The following is a 24,123-nucleotide window of genomic DNA, read 5'->3' on the forward strand; positions in this document are numbered from 1 at the left end:
CTTTCAGCCATTTTTATTTGATGCATCGCTGCTAGGTTAGCAAAGCCAATGTGACTAAAACGTCGCTGAAATGCGGAAGCTATCCACATTGTTTTTTTGTTGCATACGGTATGCTGTTAAACTACGCTGCGCTTTACCTTCACTGGAAGCTTATCCGTTTAAGGCTGTTATGGATCCCCCCTGTCTGTTAACAACGAGCAGTATGGGTTCGTCAGCCTGATGCCACTAAAGCGGAAGCTAAACAGGACATTGATACTATTATGATCAAGACAATTTGCCTGCCCGCCTTAATGGCGTTTTTATTACTAATAAGCGTGCCTGTTAGTTCAGAGCCCTTACCGCACTCAGAATCAGTAGTGGCGTTGACGATTAAAAACCTGTCAGCCAATGTTGATAATCGAATTTCTAACATGAAGCTGCTGGCCAATACCATTGCCAACGATGCCCATATTCACGCATGGCGGGAGAATGGTTTTACACCAGGCGAAGAGCCGGTGCTGATAAGTAAACTGGGTTATTTAGTACAACAATATGAGCTTACCAGCGCCTCTTTTGCTGATACAAAAAGCCATAAATATTGGAATCATGAAGGCTTTTTACGTGTGCTGGTTCCCGAGGTAGATACCTGGTATTTCGCTTATTTGCAAAGCGGCAAGCAAGATCAGATAAGCGTGTATCATGACAAAAACAAAAACCGCGTCGATCTGTATATTAATTACCGACAAGCGAATGGCTATGGTTTATCGGGTATTGCAACGTCGTTTGATGGTGTTGTTCGTATGTTGCAAGACTCGCCGTTAAGCCAACAGGGTGAGTTGTTTATCGTCGATCACAAGGGCGTAATTCAGGTACACCCTGATCCTGACGTGGCGGGCAAATTTAGCTTAGAGCAACGTTATTCAAAAGAAACCTCGCAGCACCTTCTCAAGCCACAAGCGTTTAATCATACCACCACGGTTGGCGCACAACAGCAGTATTTAGTATCCAGTTATATCCCAAGTATGGGGTGGTATCTCGTCGCGCAACTTACTGGTGAATTATATTGAACCGCTGTGCCTGGGCCCCAAGGATGCTAAAGGACAGGCACAAAGGTGTTTTTGTTGCGTTGAAAAAGGGTATTCACTGAACCGGAGTTTATGTGATGCAGCTACTGATAGTAACCGATATCTTCGGTGTGTGTAACGGCCTTAGCCGCTTGTTGCAGGATTTAGCCGCCGTTGCCAGCCGGGTACAGCTTGTCGATCCTTATCATGGACAGGCACAGTATTATTCGGATGAACCGCAGGCCTATGCCGCCTATAGCGCACAATGCGGCCACGATGCTTATGTACTAAAAGTGCAACAGGCGCTGCAAAACGCGGCCCAGCCGTTTGATTTGGCCATTGGCTTTAGTGCCGGTGCCAGCGCCTTATGGCGTGCTGTGGCGCAAGCTAATGTTGGCATGGCAAAGCAAGCGCTACTGTTTTATCCGGGGCAAATTTATCAGCATTTAGCGCTGAAACCGCAAGTACCCACGCGGATTATCTTTGGCCACAGCGAGCCACATTTTGCAATTAGTGATATCTGCACTCAATTACAACAACAGCCGGGTGTGACAGCCGTTAGTACAATGTACGCACATGGCTTTATGAATCCGGCGTCAACAGCTTTTAATGAGGCAGGTTACCAGCAGCAGCTAAGCAAGTTGCTTGGGCTTTTGGCTTAACGCTGTTTCCCAGCTTGTCTTTGTTACTGCAGCTAAAGCGGCTAAAGAAGTGTGAAAAGGGGAGCGGTTTTAATACTGATCACATTCTTCCAATCGTTGTTCTGATAGCATTTACGGGTTGGGTTGGCTTAGGAGTTGTTGCAGCGGCTCTGCCAAATGCTGCAGGTGTGAGCCAAGTATATGACAAACCGCCATGCTGTTTAAGGCGGCGGCATACCAACTGCCTTCTGACCAATCGGTTGCGGTCGCCAGATAGGCGGTAGCAGAGGGCTCATCTTCCAACACGATATCGGCCCGTTTTTGCTGCAACAAGCCAAAAGCTTGCTCAAGACTTGCCACCTCCAGCCGCTTTCCTGCAAAGTGCGTCTGCTCTGCCATCTTAAAGCCACGGATATGCACCACGATAAGGCGGGGGTTGTTTTGCCAGTTTTCCAGGGTTTTGCTTGAAAGCGCGTAGGCTTTTAGTGTGAAATCACCAAGAGGCACTGGGATCATCAGAATATCCGGGTATGCATTTTGAAGATCACAAAGGCGAAACAGATCGGCATCGAGCGCCTGTGAGCGGACTAAGCGTAATCGTCGCTCAGATGGCAGGGGCAAGAAAATCGGTTGATACCCCAGCTGCTGATAGGCCAGCTGCAAACGTTGCTCTATCAGAGAGCTTAGTTCAGATGGGCTTTGCGTGCTGCCAATACTGATTTCAGGCAAGCTGTCGGCCAAGGCATTGCTCACGATCAGCAAACCGCCAAGAGTTAGACACCTTATCCAGGGATGGCCACTTATTAACAAAAGCATCGAACCCCTGTGCTGTGTAGACGTCCCTCCCAGTATAGGTTGCGATTACACTGCCGCCCAGAGCGAACAGGCTCTTTTTTGTTGCTTTAGCCGCTCAAGCCAGGCCAGCTATAGGGCCTGGAATTCTGGAAGGTATACACAAACTGGCCGGGGATAAAGTCGATTCCGGCGAAGGTGACTGGTAGGTTGATATCACCTAAATCGCGTTGTAAGTTTTCATTGGGTGAATACCCAGCGCTTAGTGTATTAACGGGGAAACAACTCTGCGCAATTGGTTATCGGTTTAAGCTCAGTTAATTGCTCCAGAAACACGACATGAACCTGATTAATTAACCATTTATCGTTTTCACTACGGTAAGCCAGGTTAAACTGCAGTGGTTGTTGCTCACTGTCCTGGCCTGCTAAGGCCAGGCAGCCGGTATTGCCAGTGATAAGCTCTGCATGCTGTAACTGTTCTGCCATCATGTTTTTAAACAGTAATTGCTGCGTGACCGAAGAATCATTAAATGACTTAGGTAACAGGCTGGAGCTAAAGTAAGCCGGTGCCAGTTGTTCGACGTTTTCCGCATTAATCTGGCTACTGTAATCAGTGTAAGTTTGATACAAAGAAACCGGCTTTGTCGCTGCGCAGCCGAGTAACGCCAATATGGCTGCAACGCTAACGATATATTTCATCGCTAATTCCCTATAGATGACTGTGATTCCATGGGTTAGATTACTTTGAAAAAAACCTAAAATGAAGAGCTGGTTACAGCAGGGCTTTAGTCGCCACCAAAACCCCATTATTATCGGCATACACAAACTGACCGGGGATAAAATCGACTCCGGCAAACGTCACTGTTAGGTTGATATCCCCTAAATCGCGCTTGTCGGTTTTCATCGGGTGAATACCCAGTGCCTGCACACCGAGCAGGGTTTGGCGTATTTCGTCAATATCCCGAATACAGCCGTTGATAATAATACCTTCCCAGCCATTACTTGCGGCTTGCTCGGCCAGCATATCGCCCAGCAGCGCATGGCGCTTTGAGCCGCCGCCATCGACTACCAGTACCTTGCCCTGGCCGGGGGTGGCCACCAGCTGTTTTACTTTGGAGTTATCTTCAAAGCATTTTACCGTAACAATTTGCCCGCCAAAGGCCGCATTGCCACCGTAGTTTTGAAAAATGGGTTCAGCGACGCGAATGCTGTCAGCATGGGCGTCGCAGAGATCGGGCAGGGTGAAGTGGGGCATTTGTAAACTCCTTCTTAACATCAGTCTTTTGCCGTCATGCTTTAGAGCATGGCTCGAACCGGTTTGCCTGCTTTTTTGAACCTGCAACAGGAAATGATAAAGCGAGATTAGGTTTACTCTAAGCTAACCGTTGAAGCCCTGGACGGGCGGATAAATTCGTCAGGAACGAATTTAAACAGCCCTGCTGGCCCGAAGGGTGAACTTCATGGATGAAGTTCATAAACGAGCCCCCAGGGATGGGTTTACGGCGTGTCAGCGTGGGTAAGCCGGTTCGAGCATTTCTCCGTATCCAATGCTAAGTCAAAGTAACAGGCTTTTACACCTGCAAATAATCCAACATCCCTTCAGCGGCTTTGCGGCCCTGGGCAATGGCGGTTACTACTAAGTCAGAGCCCAGCACCATATCGCCACCGGCAAAGATTTTCTGCTGGTTGGTTTGCAGTGCATAGGGACTTTGCTCAGACGCTACTACCCGGCCTTTAGCGTCCAGCGCTACGCCCATATCAATTAACCACTGTGGCGGGCTGGGTTGAAAGCCAAAGGCGATAACTACCGCATCGGCTGGCAATATTTGCTCTGAGCCTGGCACTGGCTCTGCGCTGCGCCGACCTTTGGCATCGGGTTTGCCCATTTCGGTGGTAATGACCTTAACGCCACACACCTGACCGGCACTGTTCACCTCTATGCCTAACGGCTGCAGGTTAAACAAAAACTCTACCCCTTCTTCGCGGGCATTTTGCACTTCTTTACGCGAGCCGGGCATATTGGCTTCATCGCGCCGGTAAGCGCAGCTTACTTTGCTGGCACCCTGACGAATAGAGGTGCGTACGCAGTCCATTGCGGTGTCGCCACCGCCTAGCACCACTACGGTTTTGTCTTTTAAGCTAACGAACGGATGCTCGGTTTGCCAACCCATCAGGTTATTAACGTTACCAATTAAAAACGGCAGCGCTTCATACACCCCGGGCGCGCCTTCGTTCACCAGGCCGCCTTTCATTGGCGTGTAGGTGCCAAGGGCTAAAAAGACCGCGTCGTATTCATCCAGCAGACTGTCAAAACTGACATCAACGCCCACTGTCGTATTTAGCCGAAACTCAATACCCATCTCTGTAAAAATTTCACGGCGCAGGCTAAGCACGCTTTTTTCCAGCTTAAACGGCGGTATGCCAAAGGTTAGCAGGCCGCCAATTTCCGGGTAACGGTCAAACACCACCGGTGATACGCCATTACGCACCAGCACATCGGCACAGGCTAAACCGGCCGGGCCGGCGCCAATAACCGCCACCCGGCGGTCGGTTTTAATTACTGCCGATAAATCCGGCCGCCAGCCCATTTCAAAGGCTTTATCGGTAATGTACTTTTCAATACTGCCAATGGTTACTGCGCCAAAGCCTTCATCCAGGGTGCAGGCGCCTTCGCACAGGCGGTCTTGCGGGCACACCCGGCCGCACACTTCTGGCAAGCTGTTGGTTTTGTGCGCCAGCTCGGCCGCTTCAACAATTTTGCCTTCGTTAGCCAGCTTTAACCACTGCGGAATATAATTGTGCACCGGGCACTTCCACTCGCAGTAGGGGTTACCGCAATCCAGACAGCGGTCGGCCTGACCTTCCACCTGGGTGTTGGTCATTGGTTGATAAATTTCCACGAACTCGATAGTGCGTTCGCTGTGTGAGCGTTTTGGCGGATCAATCCGTTTCACGTCAATAAACTGATATACATTCTGGGCCATAACTCTTCCTTACATCGCCTGAACCCGCAGCTCGGCAGAAGAGCGAGCGCGGTGTCCCAGCAAGGTATTTACATCGCTGGTTTTGGGTTTGACCAACTTAAATTTGCTTAAGTAGTTATTAAAATCTGACAGGATGCGCTGGGCTTTGTCGCTGCCGGTTTCCTCTACGTGTTGGTGCAGCAGGCTGCGCAGGTGCTCTTGCAATATTGGCGTGCTGACGTCCAGCGCCTCTACCAGCTCGGGGTTTAGCCTCAGCTCTAAATCGTTTTGCTCGTCCAGCAAATAAGCAAAGCCGCCGGTCATACCGGCGCCAAAGTTAACCCCGGTGCAACCCAGCACTACCACCACACCGCCGGTCATATATTCACAGCAGTTGTCGCCGGTGCCTTCCACTACCGCTAAGGCGCCCGAGTTACGCACGGCAAAGCGTTCGCCGGCCTGGCCGGCGGCATAAAAGCGGCCGCCGGTAGCGCCGTATAAGCAGGTATTGCCGGCAATGGCAAAGCCATTTTTGGCAAAGCTGGCGCCTTTGGCCGGGAATATGGCTATCTGGCCGCCGGTCATGCCTTTACCAACGTAATCGTTGGCATCGCCCTGCAGCGCTAAGTGCAGGCCGCCGGCATTCCACACGCCAAAGCTTTGGCCGGCAGTGCCGGTAAAGCGCAGGCGGATTGGGTCGGTCGCCATGCCCTGATTACCATGCAGGCGGGCAATAAAGCCCGACAAAGCCGCGCCAACCGAGCGGTCGGTGTTGCGAATGGGCAGGCTGAGCTGGCCGCCGGTTTTATGCTTAACCATCTGCTCGCAGCGCTCCAGCAACAGCTGATTTAGCTTCCCTGAGTCAAACGGTGTGTTGTTTTTAACACAATAAAGTGGCTTGTCTGAGGTAACGCCGCTGGCTTGCAAGATAGGGCTTAAATCTAACTTGGCTTGCTTCTGGGTTTCACTGGCTTTGGCGGCCAGTAAATCGGTGCGGCCTATTAGCTGGGTCAGTTCAGTTACCCCAAGCTGCGCCATTAGCTCGCGTACTTCTAAGGCTAAAAACTTAAAGTAATTCATTACCATTTCTGGCAGGCCGGTAAAGTGATCGCGGCGCAGGGTTTCATCCTGGGTTGCCACGCCGGTAGCACAGTTATTTAAGTGGCAAATCCGCAGGAATTTACAGCCCAGCGCTACCATAGGGCCGGTACCAAAACCAAAGCTTTCGGCGCCTAAAATAGCCGCTTTAACCACGTCGAGGCCGGTTTTTAAGCCGCCATCTACCTGTAAGCGCACCCGGTCGCGCAGGCCGTTTTCGACTAAGGCCTGATGTACTTCTGCCAGGCCAAGCTCCCACGGGCTGCCGGCATATTTAACTGAGGTTAGCGGGCTGGCACCGGTGCCGCCATCGTAGCCCGATACGGTAATTAAATCGGCGTAGGCCTTGGCCACGCCGGTGGCAATGGTGCCGATACCCGGCTCTGACACCAGTTTTACCGAGATCAGTGCCTGTGGATTGACCTGTTTTAAATCGAAAATCAGCTGGGCTAAATCTTCAATCGAGTAAATATCATGGTGTGGCGGCGGCGAAATTAAGGTAACGCCGGGCACCGAATAGCGCAGCCGGGCAATTTCGGCCGTAACCTTTTCGCCGGGTAACTGGCCGCCTTCACCGGGTTTGGCGCCCTGGGCGACTTTAATCTGAATCACTTCAGCATTAACCAGGTAATGCGGGGTTACGCCAAAGCGGCCTGAGGCCACCTGCTTAATCTTGGAGTTTTTCTCGGTACCAAAGCGGCGTGGATCTTCACCGCCTTCACCAGAATTCGAGCGCCCGCCCAAGCGGTTCATCGCAATAGCCAGTGCTTCGTGCGCTTCCGGGCTGAGTGCGCCAATCGACATCGCCGCGCTGTCAAAGCGCGGATATAAACTCTCGGCCGCTTCCACTTCAGCTAAAGCGATACCGTCGGTGTCAGTGGCCAGTTGCAGTAAATCACGCAAATGGGCTACCGGCCGCTGGTTAACATGGTTGCTGTACACCTGGTAATCTTCGTATTTGCCCGAACGTACCGCTTTTTGCAAGCTGGTGACTACATCGGGGTTGTAGGCGTGGTACTCGCCATCGTGCACGTATTTTAATAAGCCACCGTGGTTCATCGGCTTGCGCTTTAACCAGGCCATATTGGCCAGCTGCTGCACGTCTTGTTCAAAGTCGATAAAGTTGGCACCGCCAATCCGCGACGGCACGTCGGCAAAGCACAGTTGCATCACGTCTTTGTTAATACCCACGGCTTCAAACAGGTTAGAGCAGCGATAACTGGCCACAGTAGAAATGCCCATTTTCGACATGATTTTATAAAGGCCTTTGTTAATGCCTTTGCGGTAATTCAGCACGGCCTGGCGCGCACTTAAGTTAATAGTGCCTTTTTCCACCAGTTGCTCAACGGTTTCATAAGCCAGAAACGGGTAGATGCCGGTAGCGCCCAAACCAATTAGCACCGCAAAATGATGCGAGTCGCGGGCGCTGGCGGTTTCAATAATAATGTTGGAATCACAGCGCAGCTGGGCATTAACCAGCGCCAGTTGCACAGCACCGACCGCCATGGCCGCCGGAATAGGGATCATGCCTTGCTCGATGCGCCGATCGGTTAAGATCACCAGCACTACCTTATTGTCGCGTACCGCGCTAACTACCGCCTCGCAGAGCTGGCGGGTGGCTTGTTCTAAATTGTGTTGCTGCGGGTCAAAATTTAACGAAAACACCTGGTTTTTATAGTATTTTTCATCAGCCTGCCGCAGTTGCTTTAAGTCGGAATACATCATTACCGGCGATTCAAACTGAATACGGCGGGCATAACCAGCGGTTTCTTTAAACACGTTATGCTCGCGGCCAATACTGGTAGCCAGCGACATTACATGCGCTTCGCGCAGCGGGTCGATAGGTGGGTTGGTAACCTGGGCAAATTGCTGGCGAAAATAGTCAAACATATTGCGGGGCTTGCGCGATAAAACCGCCATTGGCGTGTCATCACCCATTGAACCCACGGCTTCCTGGCCATCTTTGGCCAGTACCGTCATTACCTGCTCAATTTCTTCATAGCTGTAGTTAAACAGCTTGTGATACACCTGCATGGTGTCGTCGTCGAATACCCGCTTACCAATCAAGTCCGTTTCATATTTTTCATAAGGTACCAGCCGCTGCACGTTATCGTCTAACCAGCTGCGATAGGTATGGCGGGCCATTAAATCGGTGTCTATTTCATCAGAGCGCCAGATCTTGCCGGTGGTGGTATCGATTGCCAGCATTTCGCCGGGGCCAACCCGGCCTTTTTCGACCACTTCATCCGGGGTGTAATCCCAGATACCGACTTCTGAGGCCAGGGTAATTAGTTTATCGCGGGTAATGACAAAGCGAGCCGGGCGCAGGCCGTTGCGGTCCAGGTTACAGGCCACATGCTGGCCGTTGGTCATGACGATACCGGCCGGGCCGTCCCACGGCTCCATATGCATCGAGTTAAATTCGTAAAAGGCTTTTAAGTTGTCATCCATTACCCGGTTGCCCTGCCAGGCTGGTGGTACCAGCAAGCGCATGGCGCGGAATAAATCCATACCACCGGCTAACAACAGTTCCAGCTGGTTATCCAGCGAGCTGGAGTCAGAGCCCGTCTGGCTAACAAAGGGCGCGGCTTCCTGTAAGTCGGGCAGTAACGGCGAGGAGAACTTGTACTGGCGGGCACGGGCCCATTGGCGGTTACCGGTAATAGTATTAATTTCACCGTTATGCGCCAGATAACGAAACGGCTGCGCCAATGGCCAGCGTGGCATGGTATTAGTAGAAAACCGTTGGTGAAACACGCAAATAGCCGTTTCCATGCGGATATCGGCTAAGTCGGTATAAAAACGCGGCAAGTCGGCCGGCATCATCAGGCCTTTAAATACCGTTACCAGGGACGAAAAACTGGGAATATAGAAATCCGCATCGGCTGCTAATTGCTGTTCAACCCGGCGTCTTACCATATACAGCCGGCGTTCTAAATCGTGATCGCCCCAGCCATGCGGTGCATTAACAATAACCTGCTCAATTTGTGGCATAGATTCCAGCGCCAGCGGGCCTAACACGCTGCTGTCGGTGGGTACGCTGCGCCAGGTCACCAGGCTTAGGGTTTCGCGGGCAATTTCTTTATTAATAATGGCTTTTGCTGCGGCCGCTTTCACTGGATCCTGGCTTAAGAAGATCATGCCAACGCCGTATTTTTTTGCCAGATTCCAGCCGTTTTCCTCGGCGATAGCCCGAAAGAAGCTGTCGGGCTTTTGCATTAATAAGCCGCAGCCATCACCGGTTTTACCGTCGGCGGAAATGCCACCGCGATGCTGCATCCGATCTAAGCCATTAATGGCAGTTCTGACAATCCGATGGCTGGCCGCACCTTCCAGATGTGCTATCAGGCCAAAGCCACAATTTTCCCGTGCCTGACTATGTTGATACAACGCCATGACTTACCTCCAAACTTGCCTTGCAAATGTATAATTATTTAATAAATGTGAATTATTATTCTTTTATTTGGTTTCGTCGCTGCTGAAAGAAAATAACGAGAGTTCTTTCAGAGGTCAATGCGTTGTAGTGTATTTACTCTAACTCTTTTGGCCGTCTAAACCCACCAAGCTGAACAGGTATACTAAGAAAAAGCCGAAAAAGCAAGTGAAGTTTATCCGTCTGGCCGTCTATTTGAATTTGGAACTGGTCGGTTGAAAATGAAAATAAATTACATGAATTGGCGTTATTTCCACCATCAATACCAGTTTGGCATAAAAAAAAGCTGCCGGGGCAGCTTTTTTAGCTGAAGTATAGTGGTGGCTTTGCATATATTTATGCTAAAAGCTGTTCAGCTGCAGGATTACTGCTCGAACATGCCTTTTACCGTGGCCTGGCCAGCATTAACCAGTTGCTTACCCATGGCAAATACCTGGTCAATGCTCAAATCGTCGCGGTTCAGTAACACCAAATCGGCATCGAGCCCGGCGGTCAGCCTGCCTTTTTGCGACAGGCCCAGCATAGCTGCCGGTGCCTGGCTAATAGCACAGATTACATCGCTGATAGCGGCGTTGTGCTCTACGATAGCCTCGCGCGCCGCCTGATACAAAGTGCGTACCTGGCCCACCTGCAGCCCCAGTAATTCGCCATTGTTACTGTAAATGGGCAGGCTTGCATTGCCATCTGAGCTTAACGTCAGTTGCATTGGCTTAACACCAGCCTGCAGTGCTTCGGCTAACGCCGCCGCCGCTGCCACTTCACCATGCGCCAGATCGTATGCGGTAGTGCTGGTGGTAAAGTCGATAACGCCGCCACGACCGGCAAACTGCAGAGCGGCTTGAAATACCGCACGGTTGCGGTTCATATGGGTAGGGTAAAACTGCTTTAAGCTAAGTTCAGTGCCTGCCACGGCATCATAAATAGGCTGCAAAATACGCTCACCTGCGCCCATATGCACACTGACAATACCGCCTTTACCCGCCAGAATGCCGCCGACTCTGGCCGCAGCCGCTACTTTTCTGATTTCATCAGTGGTGGGTTGCGATGAGCGATGATCGCTAATGGCAATTTCGCCCACACCAATAAATTTATCAATCAGAATAAGGTCGTCAGTAATGCTGCCGGTAAGGGTACGACAGGGCACCTGGTATGAGCCGGTATGACAATAAGTGGTAATGCCTTCAATTTGCAGGGCATGGGCTTTGGCCAGTAAATTGCTCAGGGTGCGGGTGGTGGCATCGGTGCCCAGTACGCCAATGGCGGTGGTAACACCGCCCAGGGTGGCATCTGTTAATTGCATTTCCGGCGTGCGGGTGGCAAAGCCGCCTTCACCACCGCCGCCAATAAAATGCACCAGCGAGTCAACAAAGCCGGGTACGGCAATGCTGCCACTGCCGTCAATCACTGTTAGCGGTAAATCGCTGCTGCCAGCAGTAAAATGCTGACCAATGGCAATTATTTTGCCACCGGCCAGCACTATGTCTTGTTTACCGAGCGGCTGTGGTGCGTAAACCTCGACATTTTTAATCAGAAAAATTGTGTTCAAAATAACCTCGTTATTGATAACCAATAGCCACTGCCAGCAACATAAAACCAGTGGCCAGCGCGAACAGCCATAACTGCAGCTTCCAGGCAAATTTAAGCCAGACAGTCCAGTCGACCCGCACCACGCCCAGACAGCCGATAAGGGCCGCAGAGGTAGGAATAATGCAATTGGTCAGGCCATCGCCCAGTTGAAAAGCTAATACCGCAATTTGCCTTGATAGTCCGACTAAATCGGCCAGTGGTGCAATTAACGGCATAGTCAGCGCCGCCTGGCCGGAGCCAGAGGCGACAAAGAAATTAAATACCGACTGGATAACCAGCATCAGCCAGGCAGATAAATAAGCCGGTAAATCGCCCAGAGCCTGGCCGGAGTAATACAGCAGGGTATTGAGTACTGACGGTGTTTCCGGATTATCCCCGCCGAGCATCAGCACTATGCCCTTCGCCATACCGACAATTAACGCCGCCGGTAATAATTCTGCTGCGCCCTGTTTAAAACCGTCGGCAGCGTCATTGACCCTGAAGCGTTTACCCAGCACTGCGACCAGGGCAATCACCAGGCCTATGGTGAAAAACTGGCTGGCAATTTCCGGGATATAGTATTGCCGTACTGTTACCCCCCAGATGATCCAGCCGAGCCCTGCAAAAAACACCAGCAAAATAATGCTATCCAAACTGGTATAGCTGCTGCTTGCCTGTTGTTGTTGCTCGCTGCGAAGTCGCTGATCAGTGTGATAACTGAGCGACAGTTCAGGTTGCTGCTTAATTTTGGCGGCATAGCGCATGGTGAAAATCACCCCAAACAGGGTGAAGACTAACCACATGCCAATCCGAAAGCCGGTACCTGACATTAACGGAATGTCGGCAATACCCTGGGCGATGGCGACATTAAAGGGGTTCATCCAGCTGGTGGCAAAACCGATTTGGGTGGCTATGTAGGTGACCAGCACCGTGGTGATGGCGTCATAGCCTAAGGCCAGCATCAGCGGCAGCAACACAATGCAAAAGGCAATAGCCTCTTCCCCCATGCCAAAGATGGCGCCGCCTAAGGAAAACAGCAAAAACATAATCGGGATAAACAAAAAGTCCAGCCGTTTGGTTTTGTCGATTAATGCCAGAATACCGTTATGAATGGCGCCGGTTTTCATAATAATGCCAAAGGCACCGCCGGTAAGCATAATAAAAGCCACTACGCCTATGGCAGAGCCCCATTTTGAACCAGAGACTAACCCTTCAAACGCATAGTTAAAAAAGCCAATACCGCCACCTTCGGCAAATAAGGGCACGCCATAATCACCGTCACGGTCAAACTGAAAGCTGCCGGGATCTATCCGGCTTTTAGTTTTTACGGCGCTGTCCGTTTCGGCCGCCACTTCAATAATATCGAACGAGCCTGCCGGAATAAGATGCGAGGCAATGGCCGCCAGTACCATCACAAAAAACAGGATGACAAAGGCGTCCGGCATCGACACCGGTTGTTTGGTATTTATAGACATAACTTAAACCTGTGCTATCGCGCTAAGAAAAAGGGAGAGCGAGCTCTCCCTCCTGGTTTCTTTACTAAAAGTAATAAGTAAAGGATAGGCGATAGTTACGGCCCAGCGCATCATGATTGATCGAATCAAAACCGCGAGCTGCACCAAACACCTTAGGTGGATCTCGATCCAGCAGGTTGTTCACGGTAAAGCTGATGGCCGCATTTTCAAAATCGTAACCAATATTCGCTTTTAAGGTGGTCCAGGCCGACACATCCCGGGTGCCATCCGCCCTTAGCACACCAAGATCTTCCATCTCGATAATATTACGACTTCTCAGGCGACTGATGTCGTCAGCATAAGATGAGGTATATTGCGCTGATAAGCCGGTAAAAATAGCCTCACCGCGCCATGAGATACGGGCTGTACCAATATTACGTGGATAGCGGTAAGTGCCCACCAGCGACTCCAGTTGATCTGAGCCTGCTTTATTGCGCTCAAATGACAGATAATGCGTCCAGTCTGCATCCAGCCCTAAACGACCGCCGGCAAAATCCAGTGTATGTTTAAAGCGGATATCGGTACCTTTCACCGTTTGCTGGCCGACGTTATCCAGTTGGATCACATGGTCGCGCAGTAGCGGCAGGCTGTTCAGCCTGGCCGGAGTAGACTCAACCCAGCTGTTCAGGATCTCGGTCATATTGGCGTTGGCATCGGTCAGATTGCGGCCCTGGCTGTCCAGTACTTCACAAACATTAAAGCTATCACGGCCAACTGCCGCATTGGTGTTAAGCGCAATACCGGTGGCGCCATCCGGTACCAGTCCACAATGGCGCTGGCTGACATCGGTAATACTTCGCGCCAGGGCAGCGGTCATATCGGTATCTACCAGCCGTTTGTGTTCAAACTGCCAGTAGTCAACTGTTAAGGTCGTATCGCGGCTTGGGCTCCAGCCAAAACCAAGGCTGACTGACTCTGAGGTTTCTGCCTTTAAGTCAGGGTTGCCCAGTTCCAGTACATTGGGTGTGCCGGTGCCTCCCTGGCCACCACAGTAGAACTGATTAACCAGATCATTGGCCGAGCAGTCGAAACGAGCGGTAGTGGTTCTGAGTTTAACCCCGGCCTGGGTTAGTGACGGTGCACGGAACGAAGTGGCCCAGGACGCGCGCAAAATCAGCTCGTCAGTGGGCCGCCAGGTAAAACCGACTTTCGGATTAAAAGTACCGCCGAAATCGTCGTAATGGTCGTAGCGGCCTGCTGCCAGCAACTCAACCGTGTCAGATAGCGGCACATAAAATTCACCAAACACTGCTGCCTGGCTGCGGCTGGCAACCGACAGGCTGGAACCAAAACCGAACACATCTACCAGATAGGCATTTTCAAACCTGGCCTGGGCATTGAGTGAGGGTTCATCACTGATTTTCTCTTTGCGCAGTTCCACGCCAAAAGCAGCACTAACCATTTGGTCTCGAAACTCAAATAGTTCGCCGCTAAAACGGGCATCCCAGCCATAAAGGGTACTTAAACCGTCCCGGGTGGGTACTTCCTGGGCCAGGGCAAGAGTGGCTTCATTGTCGGCGTTATTCTGAATAAAGGGGTTATAAAAGCCAGCCAAAGTGCTGCTGCCACAACTCAGGCTATTACCGTTACGGCTGGCTATGCTGCCATCCTGACACAACTCACCGGCGATAGCGGCATGGTATTTATAGCGGTTGTAAATTCCGGCATTGGCTTCCTGAGTAGATTTTGAGCGCGACAATAATACTGCACTTTCCCAATCCCAGGCACCGATAGAACCTTGTAACGAGGAGACCAGGCGGATAGCTTCGGTGGTAACGTCAACGGTACGCGGGTCATTAAAGCGGGCATCAAACTGGAAGCCCCACAAACGCTGGCCGGTAGGAGAGAAGAATGGATCGATCCAGATTTCATCATCGCCAAAATAAATAAAATCGTTATCACGGGTTACGCCAGGGAAATGATCGAGTGCATTTTCAGGTGCCCAGGCGCCTTCCGCATCGTTTAACTGGTTAATGGGCGCCGGGCTGGACACTGCAGTAGATTTGGTTCGTGAGTAGAACAGGTCGGTATTCCAAACTACATTGTTTGCCAGTTCACGATTAAACATCAGGCCGCCAGAAACGCTTTTAATCGGGCTGCGCAGTACGTCATCTTCATTAGCATAGTAGGCACAAATTTGTTCGCCAAACTCAGTGGTTACTAGCGGCGTTGCACACTGTGGGTTACCAATCTCATCACCACTATTGGCTGAAAAGTAATAGATATTCGGCGTGCCTTTGGCCAGGTAAGAATAGTTACTGGCTAAAATGGGGTTACGGCTGAAATCGCGGTCCTGGGCGGTAAAATCTTGGCGGTCATAAAAGTCAGCAAACAAGGTCAGGTTGCCGCCAGCTACTTGCTGGCCAAAGATAAAATTGATATTGGCTGTACCTTCGTTGCTGGAGGCAGTGCTGTTGCCGTAAGAAACATTTAGCTCGGCTTTGTCGTAGTCTTTTTTCAGGATGTAATTGATAACCCCGGCTACAGCATCTGCACCATAAATGGCCGATGCGCCTGTGGCCAGAATTTCTACCCGTTCAATAGCGGCCAGCGGAATACTGTTAATATCTACAAAGTTCTGGGTACCTGCGGCAAAAGAAGATGCGGCAACCCGGCGACCGTTAATCAGCGTCAGGGTAGAGGAGGGGCCAAGGCCACGCAGCGAGGCTGCGGCCTGACCGGCTGGAGTAGAGGTCGATGTTGCGCCGCTCTCCGAGGTAGAAAAGGTGCCACTGCCGCCGCGTACCTGGCCCAGATCCCGTAACAACTCATATACAGAGCTGGCACCGGAGTTTTTAATGTCTTCGGCCGAGATAACCACCAGCGGTTGAGTGCCCTCCAGGTCAACGCCTTTTATCCGTGAACCAGTGACTTCTATTCGTTCAACTTTTTGTTCTTCTTTGGCGGTTTCCTGTTGGGCATAGCTAAAAGGAGACGCGAGTAAGCTGCCGGCAATAGCCAGCGCCAGCGGGTTTAATTTACGCATAGTTACACCTGTGTTTTATTTGGGCACACGATCAGCTAACGATCAGGCACACCTGTTATTTGCTTTATTTTTGCTTTAATGGGTTTGTTTAAATAGAGAACCTCAGGTCAACCGCAGTTGCCTGATAGGTTTCTATTCGTTAAACCACTCAGAAAGGTAGTAAGACGAATAGTGATATGAGCCGAGCATGAGTGCTTTCTTTAACATATCGCTACTTTAATGTGGTTAATTCACTGCTAATTTTGGTTAGTTGTGCGCCATCGATTCAAAAATCGGCCAGCAAACACAATCTTATTTCTACTTCTAATTGGCAAAGATGTCAATACAGGATAATCTACAACTACTAAATATGGGGATTAGCGCTTTGCGCATTATCAGTTGTCAGCAGGCCCAGAGCGCCTGAATAACAATAAGAAAGAGCCGATGAAAAAAATAACAGCTTGTTTATCAGCCATTTTGATGGCATTGCCGGTTTTTACCCTTAGTGCTAATGACGAAAATAAAACTATGCCAGACTACTCTATGCTGTTGATGGGCGGAGGGCTGGCTACTTGCAGCTCAACAGCTACCCGGCATTGTCTGACGGATGATGTTTTTTCTGCTGCGGCGAAAAAGCAGAATCAATACCAATTAAAAGCTGAGCATTTGCAGGCGATTAACAGCGCTGGTTTTTGGTCTGAGGATCGGATTATTGAACAGCAGCAAATGCTGGCTATCTTAGATTTTTTACGCACCCAGTTGGCTGAAGAAACCATCTCTGAGCGTGAGTTACTAAGATTATGGCGCGGAGCAGAAATTGAAGTGGACGGTATCTGGGTATCGGGCCGCGCCGTTTATGCCGGCCTGAGTGGTCGCGAACTTAACTTTGTATTAGACCAACTGGAAGTGCCGGTTCTTAGTAGTGGCAGCGGCCGCAATGCCTCGCGTAGCCGCGAATTTGCTGATTTAGCCAGAACTAAAAATGCGTTTAGTGTAGAGCTGCATCAACGCTTTGTGGCGATGGCGCAGCAAGTGGCGGGTGATAAACGCAAACCACGGATCCTGGTGGTAACGGCCTCTTCGCGCGACCCTTTTGCAGCAGTAGACTTTTATACCAACTTATTTACTGAAGCAGGTGCTGAAGTTAGCTGGTTGCCTTTAAGTGCCGCCTATCAGGCCGCCTGGCAAACCGGTGATAGTAATAGCTGTGCTGAGCTGGAGCGACACCTTGCCGAGCAACACGGCAGCTATCAACGGCAGCGGGTTTACCCGGATTTGATGACTCAGAAGGTTCAATTTTGCCGGGCTGGCAGTAAAGGCGCCGTTGCACAAATTCGGCGGGCTGATGCTATCTTTTTTAATGGCGGTGATCAGAGTTTAACGCTAAAAGCATTACGACTGGCTGATGGTTCAGCTTCGCCTGAGCTGCAACAAATTGAACGGATGCTTGAAGCCGGCCAAATTGTGGTGGCTGGAACCAGTGCCGGCACAGCTGTGATGTCGGGTGGTAGTTTTAACGGCCAGCGCACACCAATGATTACTAATGGCGACAGTTATAATGCCATGCAGTTTGGCGCCTTTGATTTGCCGGCACCGGCTGTCGGCTGTGATAAAGACCAAAGCTGTAGCAATGGATTGGCAGAAAATCATCTTACCTACACTGGCACCGGTGGACTGGGTTTGTTTCGTTATGGGGTACTTGATACTCACTTCTCGGAACGCGGCCGTCAGGGGCGGTTAATTCGGTTGTTACATGACACCCAAAGCCGCTTTGGTTTTGGTATTGATGAAAATACCGGTTTACTGGTTGGTTTTCGCCGTAACGCTGATGATCCAGAGGTTCGGCTGACGGTTGCAGGAGAAGCGGGTGTTTACGTGGTTGATATGGCAAATGCCACAAGCAAAGGCGAAGGCGCTGCTTTGAATCTGACTAAAGTTACTACCCATTATCTGACCCGGGGTGACCAGATGGAGCTAAACGCTAATCAATTACGCAGTCGTTTTGCCGATTGGAAGTTTGCCCCTAATAACCTGGCACAGCCATTGCTGAGCTCTGGTGACATTTTCGAGCGTGATAATTACAAACAAGTGAGTCACTTGCTGTGTAGCACTCAGGCACGCCAGGCTGAAGGGCGGGCAGTTCGGGTTGGCCAGGGCGTTGCACTGACTATTTATAAAGACCACAGCTCCTACAGCCGTCAGGGCACGTTCAGACAGCAGAGTGAAGAGGTTGCATACTGTTCATATCGGAATATGATGGTTGATCTGCAACCTGCCAATTAAGTGATGGTTGAGGTTGCTAATCGCGTTAACGGCAGGGCCTAATGCAAAGTCCGGTACATCCACAGGTTAAAGCGTTCGCTGGACTGATCAAACGCTGGGGTAAGTTGCGGCTTGGCGTGCTGATATTAGCTGCAATGCTGGCATTGTTGGTACTGGCACACTACACCTATGCGGCATTGTTTGCTGTGGTAGTAGATTGGCCGATGCTGAAATCGCAGTTGTTGCTAACCTTGCTGGCAAGCCCGGTAGTTATTCTGATTATCTTTTATCTGGCCTTGCATTTAGATGCAGCCATGCTGTATCTGAAAGACTCAGCGCATCAGGAACGTTTGCTGAATCAGAATATGCAAGACAGTATTCGCCAGCTTAACTTCGAGATTGAAGAGCGGAAAAAAGCATTTCAGGCAAAACGGCGTGCGGTAGATGAACTGCGCAAAGAAATTTCCGAGCGTAAAAAAACCCAGCAGGAGCTGGAAGAACAAAGCTTATTAATCCGCTCTATTGTTGATAGCTCACCTGATTTATTCTATTACCGTGATGAAAATGGCCACCTTGCCAGCTGCAATAAAATGTTTGAAATTATTATGGGCAAATCAGCACAAGAGCTAATTGGTCACCATCCGGCTGAACTTTACAATGAGGATAGTGCTCAGGCCGCTATTCTGACCGAGTATCAAGAGGCTGCAGAGCATACCGAGCTGACACTGGATGTTGAATTTGTTAAACCTGACGGTCAGCTGCTCTGGTTTGAAATGCGCAAGGTACCGTTTTACGATGGTCAAGGACGTTATATCGGCTTGCTTGGATTTGGCCGGGATATTACCTCACGAAAGTTGGCTGAACAGGCGTTAGAAAAGGCTTATCAGGACAAAGGCAAATTTATAGCGACCTTAAGCCATGAACTCAGAACTCCTCTTAATGGCATTGTGGGTTTAAGTCGGCGTTTGCTGGACAGTACCCTCAGGCCGGAGCAACACAGCTGGGCTAATACGATTTTTAGTAGTGCAGAAACTCTGGGAAATATTTTTAACGATATTATCGATTTGGATAAAATTGACCGGCAGGATTTAGACATTGTCTATCAGAGCATTCATATTCAGAATTTTCTGAATGATATTGCTAACTTTGCTGAGCTGATCTGCCAGCAGAAAGGTTTGCATTTTGTAATGACTACCGACGGCGAGCTGGACACTTATCTGAAACTGGATGCAACCAGGTTGCGACAAGTGTTGTGGAATTTACTGAACAACGCTGTGAAATTTACCGCTCAGGGTCAGATAACCCTTGATTGCACATTGAATATTGTCAGCGCCGGCCAAGCTGAATTGTTGTTCAGGGTGCAGGATACCGGTATTGGTATTGCCAGCGCTGAGCAGGAACGAATTTTCGATATGTACTACAAATCTACCGATGGTCGAAGACTAAGCATTGTAGGGTCAGGTATTGGTTTGTCTGTATCGCGTGCTTTGGTAGAAGCGATGGCTGGCAGGGTATCGTTACATAGCGAACCCGGCCAGGGTAGCTGCTTTAGTGTGTCGCTGCCAACGGAGCGGGTTGCTGCGCCCAGCGATCACACCATAGCGTGCCCGGAATTAACGATCCTGTTGATTGAAGATGTGCCGCTAAATGCTGAAATAGCTATTGCCCTGTTGGAGCAGCGCGGCCATGCGGTTATTCATGCTGAAACAGGCGAAGATGCCATAGCCTTACTGGAGACAGAAGACGATATTGATTTGGTGTTACTGGATATGCAGTTACCTGATATGAGTGGCGACCAGATAGCCCGTTATATGCGCAGCGAAAGCCACTTGCAGGCTATTCCAATAGTGGTATTAAGTGCCAATGTCCGAAAAGCAGAAGAGCAACTGATTGATGTGCAGGTAGATGGTGCTTTGGCTAAGCCTATAAACACCAATAAGCTTGACCAAATGCTGGCAAGATTATTCTCACCCAGTGCCCTGAAACTGCAGCAGCCTAACCCGGTTAAACCCACTAATAGCGATAATCAGGTACTTGATGTCGCAACCTTGCAGGATTACTTACAGTCACTTGGCCCTGATGCAATGAAACGCAGCGCCCAGTTATTTGCTCAGTTATTACCTGGCTATATAAACAAGATGATTGAAGCCGCGGTGCAACAGCATCAGGATGATTTTAAAGAGTCGGCTCACAAGCTAAAAGGCGCTGCAGCGTCAGTTGGGTTATTGTGGGTACAACGGCAAGCGAAAAAATTTGAACAGGAGCCTGCGTTGTGGTCTGGGCTAGAGCGGCAATTAGTGGATTATCATTTAACAGCAGAGCAGCACCTGGCTGCTCTGCATGAGTTTATTGAAGCACACAGCTAAGGTGCTGTGCTGAATCAGCCGCAGCCTTATTTGTCGATTTTGCCAACAAAGCGGTAACCTTCACCATGAATAGTGCTGATTAACTCAGGGCTATCAATGTCAGACTCAAAATGCTTACGAATACGGCGGATAGTAACATCAACCGTCCGGTCATTCGGGCGCAGTTCACGACCAGTCATATGGCGAATGAGTTGCTCGCGGGTAAATATTTTACCGGGAGTATCCAGCATTAAGCGCAGCGCGCGGTATTCGCCTTTGGGTAAGCGTCGTGCCATACCTTTGGGTGACGTCAGATTGCGGCTGTTTTCATCTAAGGTCCAGCCATTAAACTTAACAATACTTTTGTGCTCTTCAACCACTGGCTGAGCAACAGTGCGACCGAGCAGGTTACGGGCACGAATGGTCAGTTCACGCGGGTTAAAGGGTTTGGTCAGATAATCGTCAGCGCCAATTTCCAGGCCAAGGATCCGATCTACTTCACTGTCGCGGCCGGTTAAGAAAATTAAACCGATATTTTCTTTCTGACGCAGCTCACGGGCCAGGATCAGACCATTTTTACCAGGTAAGTTTATGTCCATTACAACCAGATTAACCGGATTCTGTTCCAGCTTTTGATACATCTCTTCGCCATTAACTGCTTCGATGACATCATAACCTTCACCCTGGAACAGATTAACCAGATTGAGTCTGGTAACTTCTTCATCTTCAACGATCAGAATCACAGGTGTTTGCATTAGAGTTAAACCTTATGTGTTTTTTGTGAACAGTATAGCGTACTAATTACTATAGTTGACGTTGACCTGTCAAATAATGGCGCAATTATAGCGGGCCAGCCAAATGTTAACAAGAATTTTGTTAACATTTGGCTGAGTTTCATCTGGCAATAAAACTTAAAAGCTAAAATAATTAATAAATACATCTAGTTATTGTTAGTTACGTTGTTGGTGGCTATTATTGATTACCGGAAAGTCTATTAAAATTTCCACGCCATGGCCAAGCGTGCTATTGAAAATAATTTTACCGTTTAATGCCTGTGTAACCAGGTTGTACACAAGATGCAAGCCAAGACCACTGCCGCCTTCACCGCGCTTCGTCGTAACAAAGGGGTCGAATATGCGCTTTTTAATCGTTTCTGGAACGCCACTGCCATTATCCCGGTACATTAACTGGCAGCGCGTGCCGCTGATTGCAACGCTAATGTTTATTTCACCCTGGTCATTGTCAGCAAAAGCATGAATAAGGCTATTCATCACCAGGTTGATTAATATCTGGTTTATTGGCCCGGGTTTGCTTTCAATTACCAAATCGGCGGGGCAGTTAACCAGTAACTGATGCCTGGTCTTTTTCAGGTTTGGTCGCAACGATAGCAACACCTCGTTGATTAACTGGGCCATATTAAAGCTGCGCTGGCTGTCATTGGACTGATCAACGGCCACTTGCTTAAAGCTACTGATTAAGCTGGCTGCCCGATCCAGATTGCGATAGATAATGCCCAGGTTTTCTTTACTCTCGGTTAAAAACCGCTCCAGCTGTGAAGACGTCAGTTTTTTTTCGGTGAAAGCCCGCTGAATGTCGGTTAGTTTATCCTGCAATAAGGTTGAAGCTGTCACCCCCAAGCCAATAGGCGTATTAACTTCATGGGCAACGCCGGCGACCATTTGTCCCAGACTGGCCATTTTCTCGGTTTCAACAATTTGATTCTGATATTGATGCAAGGTAGCCAGGGTGTTCAGCAACTCTTGATTTGATGTTTTCAGCGCCAGAGTTCGCTCACTTACCTTATGTTCAAGACCTTGATACAGCTCTCTGATTTCGGTCTCTGATTGTTTTTGCTGAATCAGTTGGCGCTCAATCTTATCCAGCATAGTATTCAACGCTTTGCCGAGTTTGTTGAATTCTTCAATGCTGCTTTGAGGTGCCCGCACCTGGTAGTCTTTATCCTTGGCGACTTTTTGCACTAACTGTAATAGCTGATTAATAGGCGCGGTGAATTTCTGTTCAAGTTTACGGGTAAGCAGATAAACGACCAACAGGGCACATATAATGATAAACAGATCGAATAAAATTCGGTTTTGAATATAGTTTTTCAGTTCTTGTTGGCTGGCTCTGATAAAAACATAGCCTGCCAGCTGGTCGTTTTGCAGGATTTCCTGGCTTAATTCAATATAGTTATTGCTAAGCTGCGGCTTAGTATATGACGCTACCTTGTCAAACTGCGCCGGATAAGGCCCCAAGCCCCGGGCATTATAGATTGAGTAAAGCTGCAAGTTATCAGTTTGCGGTGCTAAACGATAAATATGGATATGGTGGAACATTGGCACTGCGGCAAAAGAGCGGAGCCGGCTTTCTTCCAGTTTGGCATAATCGTCGAAGATGTTTTCCTGCTCATCGGCAAATTCAACTTTTGCTTGCAAGATTGTTTTTTCAGCTTCTGCAAAGCTGGACTGAGCGTTAAATGCAATAATGCTGGCATAGCTTTCAAGCTCATTCAGCAGCGCGGTACGCTGTTGTTTAATATCCTGCAAAGTAGATACCAGCATAGAAACACAGATAGTCAGGCTGCATATTGTCATTACGCCGGTAAACAGCGCACTTCTGATGGTACTGGTTCTGGTTGTGCTGGGTGTTACTGCTGTCATCTTATGGCTGCAATTTTTCTGATTATGCTACTGATGTTATGCAGTTAATGTCGTTTTAGCAAACCCGTTTGGTGTTTTTATGGCCAAGGGTTATAGTTAGCACGGTTGTTTTCAGTGGGTATAACTTATGTCGCTATGGGAAGCATATAAAAACAGCGTCTTTATCTGCCAGCAAAGTCTAGCAACCAAAATCGATTTTGCGATTATCAGTGCCCAGAACCCGGCTGGAGAGTTGCAAAGTCAGCCACTCAATTTATGCCTCGATAAGCGCTTTGAAGGTTTGCTGCAACAGACCAGAATTCCTTTTCGCTCGGTAATTGGTGCTTCAGCTGATTTACGTTTTCAGGAAAAAAGCTGGATCGTGTTCTGCGATAAACAGCAAGCTGTGCAGTTGGGGCGAGAGTTATGCCAAAATGCCATTTACTGGGTAGAGCAAAATAAACTGTTTCTGGTGCCGGTGCTCTATCAGCAGCCAGAAGAATATCTTGGCTTGTTTCAAAGCCGTTTAATTTTGCAGGTTGATTAGCGCTGGCGTTTTAAGATGGCCAGAATGACGGGTAAATCCTCGCCAAACTGCACTTCAAATTGCCGCCTGGTCATATTTTGTTCTATTTTTTGCTGATCGCCATCCGTTTGCCGGAGTAAAGGTTCAAAATCGGAAATGCAGATACAAAGTAACTGTATGTTACTTTGTGATGGCAATTTATCAGCCCGGTATAATTGATGCGGACAGGCCTTAATGCGGTTTTTTGCCTGAATACACTGCTGTGGCACAGCAGCCTGCGCCGGCATCAATCCTGACAACATTGCTATTAAGCCAAGGTTGATTAATGTCGGCATC

General features: G+C 49.4%; 16 protein-coding genes. 5 read left to right on the forward strand and 11 right to left on the reverse strand.

Going from position 1 to position 24,123, the window contains the following annotated elements; translation table 11 throughout:
- Positions 1-260 precede the first annotated feature (260 nt).
- Together WG68_RS14400 and WG68_RS14405 are read left to right on the forward strand one after the other, a co-directional pair.
- Positions 261-1,046 (forward strand): cache domain-containing protein, encoded by a 786-nt coding sequence (locus WG68_RS14400; protein WP_046558401.1) that lies wholly within the window; start codon positions 261-263, stop codon positions 1,044-1,046.
- Between the two features lie 95 nt (positions 1,047-1,141).
- The gene (locus WG68_RS14405; RefSeq protein ID WP_046558402.1) at positions 1,142-1,705 is read left to right on the forward strand and encodes a dienelactone hydrolase family protein; all 564 of its coding nucleotides are present in this window, start codon (positions 1,142-1,144) and stop codon (positions 1,703-1,705) included.
- A gap of 111 nt (positions 1,706-1,816) precedes the next feature.
- On the opposite strand, the gene WG68_RS14410 is transcribed toward WG68_RS14405, so the two are convergent.
- The 8 genes from WG68_RS14410 to WG68_RS14445 form a co-directional block, all read right to left on the reverse strand.
- Positions 1,817-2,500: a hypothetical protein gene (locus WG68_RS14410; protein ID WP_152663124.1), complete on the reverse strand. Its 684-nt coding sequence runs from the start codon at positions 2,498-2,500 to the stop codon at positions 1,817-1,819.
- Positions 2,501-2,746: 246 nt separating this feature from the next.
- On the reverse strand, positions 2,747-3,175 hold the full coding sequence (locus WG68_RS14415) for a hypothetical protein (RefSeq protein WP_046558404.1): 429 nt from the start codon (positions 3,173-3,175) through the stop codon (positions 2,747-2,749).
- Positions 3,176-3,248: 73 nt separating this feature from the next.
- Positions 3,249-3,731 (reverse strand): ribonuclease E activity regulator RraA, encoded by a 483-nt coding sequence (rraA, locus tag WG68_RS14420; protein WP_046558405.1) that lies wholly within the window; start codon positions 3,729-3,731, stop codon positions 3,249-3,251.
- A gap of 316 nt (positions 3,732-4,047) precedes the next feature.
- Positions 4,048-5,460, reverse strand: a complete 1,413-nt coding sequence (locus WG68_RS14425; protein ID WP_046558406.1) for an FAD-dependent oxidoreductase — start codon at positions 5,458-5,460, stop codon at positions 4,048-4,050.
- 9 nt (positions 5,461-5,469) lie between these two features.
- Positions 5,470-9,933 (reverse strand): glutamate synthase large subunit, encoded by a 4,464-nt coding sequence (gene gltB, locus WG68_RS14430; protein ID WP_046558407.1) that lies wholly within the window; start codon positions 9,931-9,933, stop codon positions 5,470-5,472.
- A gap of 401 nt (positions 9,934-10,334) precedes the next feature.
- On the reverse strand, positions 10,335-11,516 hold the full coding sequence (gene iadA / locus WG68_RS14435; RefSeq protein ID WP_046558443.1) for a beta-aspartyl-peptidase: 1,182 nt from the start codon (positions 11,514-11,516) through the stop codon (positions 10,335-10,337).
- A gap of 10 nt (positions 11,517-11,526) precedes the next feature.
- Positions 11,527-13,011, reverse strand: coding sequence for a putative basic amino acid antiporter YfcC (yfcC, locus tag WG68_RS14440; RefSeq protein ID WP_083981903.1), 1,485 nt, complete (start codon positions 13,009-13,011; stop codon positions 11,527-11,529).
- Between the two features lie 64 nt (positions 13,012-13,075).
- Entirely contained in the window at positions 13,076-16,036 is a 2,961-nt protein-coding gene (locus tag WG68_RS14445) for a TonB-dependent receptor plug domain-containing protein (RefSeq protein ID WP_046558408.1), read from the reverse strand.
- Positions 16,037-16,459: 423 nt separating this feature from the next.
- On the opposite strand from WG68_RS14445, the gene WG68_RS14450 reads away from it, so the two are divergent.
- Both WG68_RS14450 and WG68_RS14455 read left to right on the forward strand, forming a co-directional pair.
- On the forward strand, positions 16,460-18,298 hold the full coding sequence (locus WG68_RS14450; RefSeq protein ID WP_046558409.1) for a cyanophycinase: 1,839 nt from the start codon (positions 16,460-16,462) through the stop codon (positions 18,296-18,298).
- A gap of 41 nt (positions 18,299-18,339) precedes the next feature.
- Complete coding sequence (locus WG68_RS14455; protein WP_046558410.1) at positions 18,340-20,643, forward strand: ATP-binding protein; 2,304 nt, start codon at positions 18,340-18,342, stop codon at positions 20,641-20,643.
- A gap of 26 nt (positions 20,644-20,669) precedes the next feature.
- Here the strand turns inward: WG68_RS14455 and arcA are convergent, their stop codons facing one another.
- Positions 20,670-21,377, reverse strand: a complete 708-nt coding sequence (gene arcA, locus WG68_RS14460) for a two-component system response regulator ArcA (RefSeq protein WP_019676687.1) — start codon at positions 21,375-21,377, stop codon at positions 20,670-20,672.
- 195 nt (positions 21,378-21,572) lie between these two features.
- Positions 21,573-23,282 (reverse strand): HAMP domain-containing sensor histidine kinase, encoded by a 1,710-nt coding sequence (locus tag WG68_RS14465; RefSeq protein WP_046558411.1) that lies wholly within the window; start codon positions 23,280-23,282, stop codon positions 21,573-21,575.
- A 127-nt stretch (positions 23,283-23,409) separates the two neighbouring features.
- Between WG68_RS14465 and WG68_RS14470 the strand changes: the two genes are divergently transcribed.
- A complete protein-coding gene (locus WG68_RS14470; protein WP_046558412.1) occupies positions 23,410-23,808 on the forward strand; it encodes a DUF3293 domain-containing protein in 399 nt (132 codons plus the stop codon).
- Here the strand turns inward: WG68_RS14470 and WG68_RS14475 are convergent.
- Positions 23,805-24,122 (reverse strand): hypothetical protein, encoded by a 318-nt coding sequence (locus WG68_RS14475; RefSeq protein ID WP_152663125.1) that lies wholly within the window; start codon positions 24,120-24,122, stop codon positions 23,805-23,807. The genes WG68_RS14470 and WG68_RS14475 overlap by 4 nt on opposite strands.
- Between the last annotated feature and the right edge of the window lies 1 nt (position 24,123).

Source organism: Arsukibacterium ikkense, from assembly GCF_000987775.1.
Taxonomy (GTDB): domain Bacteria; phylum Pseudomonadota; class Gammaproteobacteria; order Enterobacterales; family Alteromonadaceae; genus Alishewanella; species Alishewanella ikkense.

What these genes read in the sequence shown, in the direction of transcription:
- WG68_RS14400 (WP_046558401.1), top strand. Translation starts at nt 261, where the DNA reads ATGATCAAGACAATTTGCCTGCCCGCCTTAATGGCGTTTTTATTACTA.
- WG68_RS14405 (WP_046558402.1), top strand. Translation starts at nt 1,142, where the DNA reads ATGCAGCTACTGATAGTAACCGATATCTTCGGTGTGTGTAACGGCCTT.
- WG68_RS14410 (WP_152663124.1), bottom strand. Translation starts at nt 2,500, where the DNA reads ATGCTTTTGTTAATAAGTGGCCATCCCTGGATAAGGTGTCTAACTCTT.
- WG68_RS14415 (WP_046558404.1), bottom strand. Translation starts at nt 3,175, where the DNA reads ATGAAATATATCGTTAGCGTTGCAGCCATATTGGCGTTACTCGGCTGC.
- rraA (WP_046558405.1), bottom strand. Translation starts at nt 3,731, where the DNA reads ATGCCCCACTTCACCCTGCCCGATCTCTGCGACGCCCATGCTGACAGC.
- WG68_RS14425 (WP_046558406.1), bottom strand. Translation starts at nt 5,460, where the DNA reads ATGGCCCAGAATGTATATCAGTTTATTGACGTGAAACGGATTGATCCG.
- gltB (WP_046558407.1), bottom strand. Translation starts at nt 9,933, where the DNA reads ATGGCGTTGTATCAACATAGTCAGGCACGGGAAAATTGTGGCTTTGGC.
- yfcC (WP_083981903.1), bottom strand. Translation starts at nt 13,011, where the DNA reads ATGTCTATAAATACCAAACAACCGGTGTCGATGCCGGACGCCTTTGTC.
- WG68_RS14445 (WP_046558408.1), bottom strand. Translation starts at nt 16,036, where the DNA reads ATGCGTAAATTAAACCCGCTGGCGCTGGCTATTGCCGGCAGCTTACTC.
- WG68_RS14450 (WP_046558409.1), top strand. Translation starts at nt 16,460, where the DNA reads ATGAAAAAAATAACAGCTTGTTTATCAGCCATTTTGATGGCATTGCCG.
- WG68_RS14455 (WP_046558410.1), top strand. Translation starts at nt 18,340, where the DNA reads ATGCAAAGTCCGGTACATCCACAGGTTAAAGCGTTCGCTGGACTGATC.
- arcA (WP_019676687.1), bottom strand. Translation starts at nt 21,377, where the DNA reads ATGCAAACACCTGTGATTCTGATCGTTGAAGATGAAGAAGTTACCAGA.
- WG68_RS14465 (WP_046558411.1), bottom strand. Translation starts at nt 23,282, where the DNA reads ATGACAGCAGTAACACCCAGCACAACCAGAACCAGTACCATCAGAAGT.
- WG68_RS14470 (WP_046558412.1), top strand. Translation starts at nt 23,410, where the DNA reads ATGTCGCTATGGGAAGCATATAAAAACAGCGTCTTTATCTGCCAGCAA.
- WG68_RS14475 (WP_152663125.1), bottom strand. Translation starts at nt 24,122, where the DNA reads ATGCCGACATTAATCAACCTTGGCTTAATAGCAATGTTGTCAGGATTG.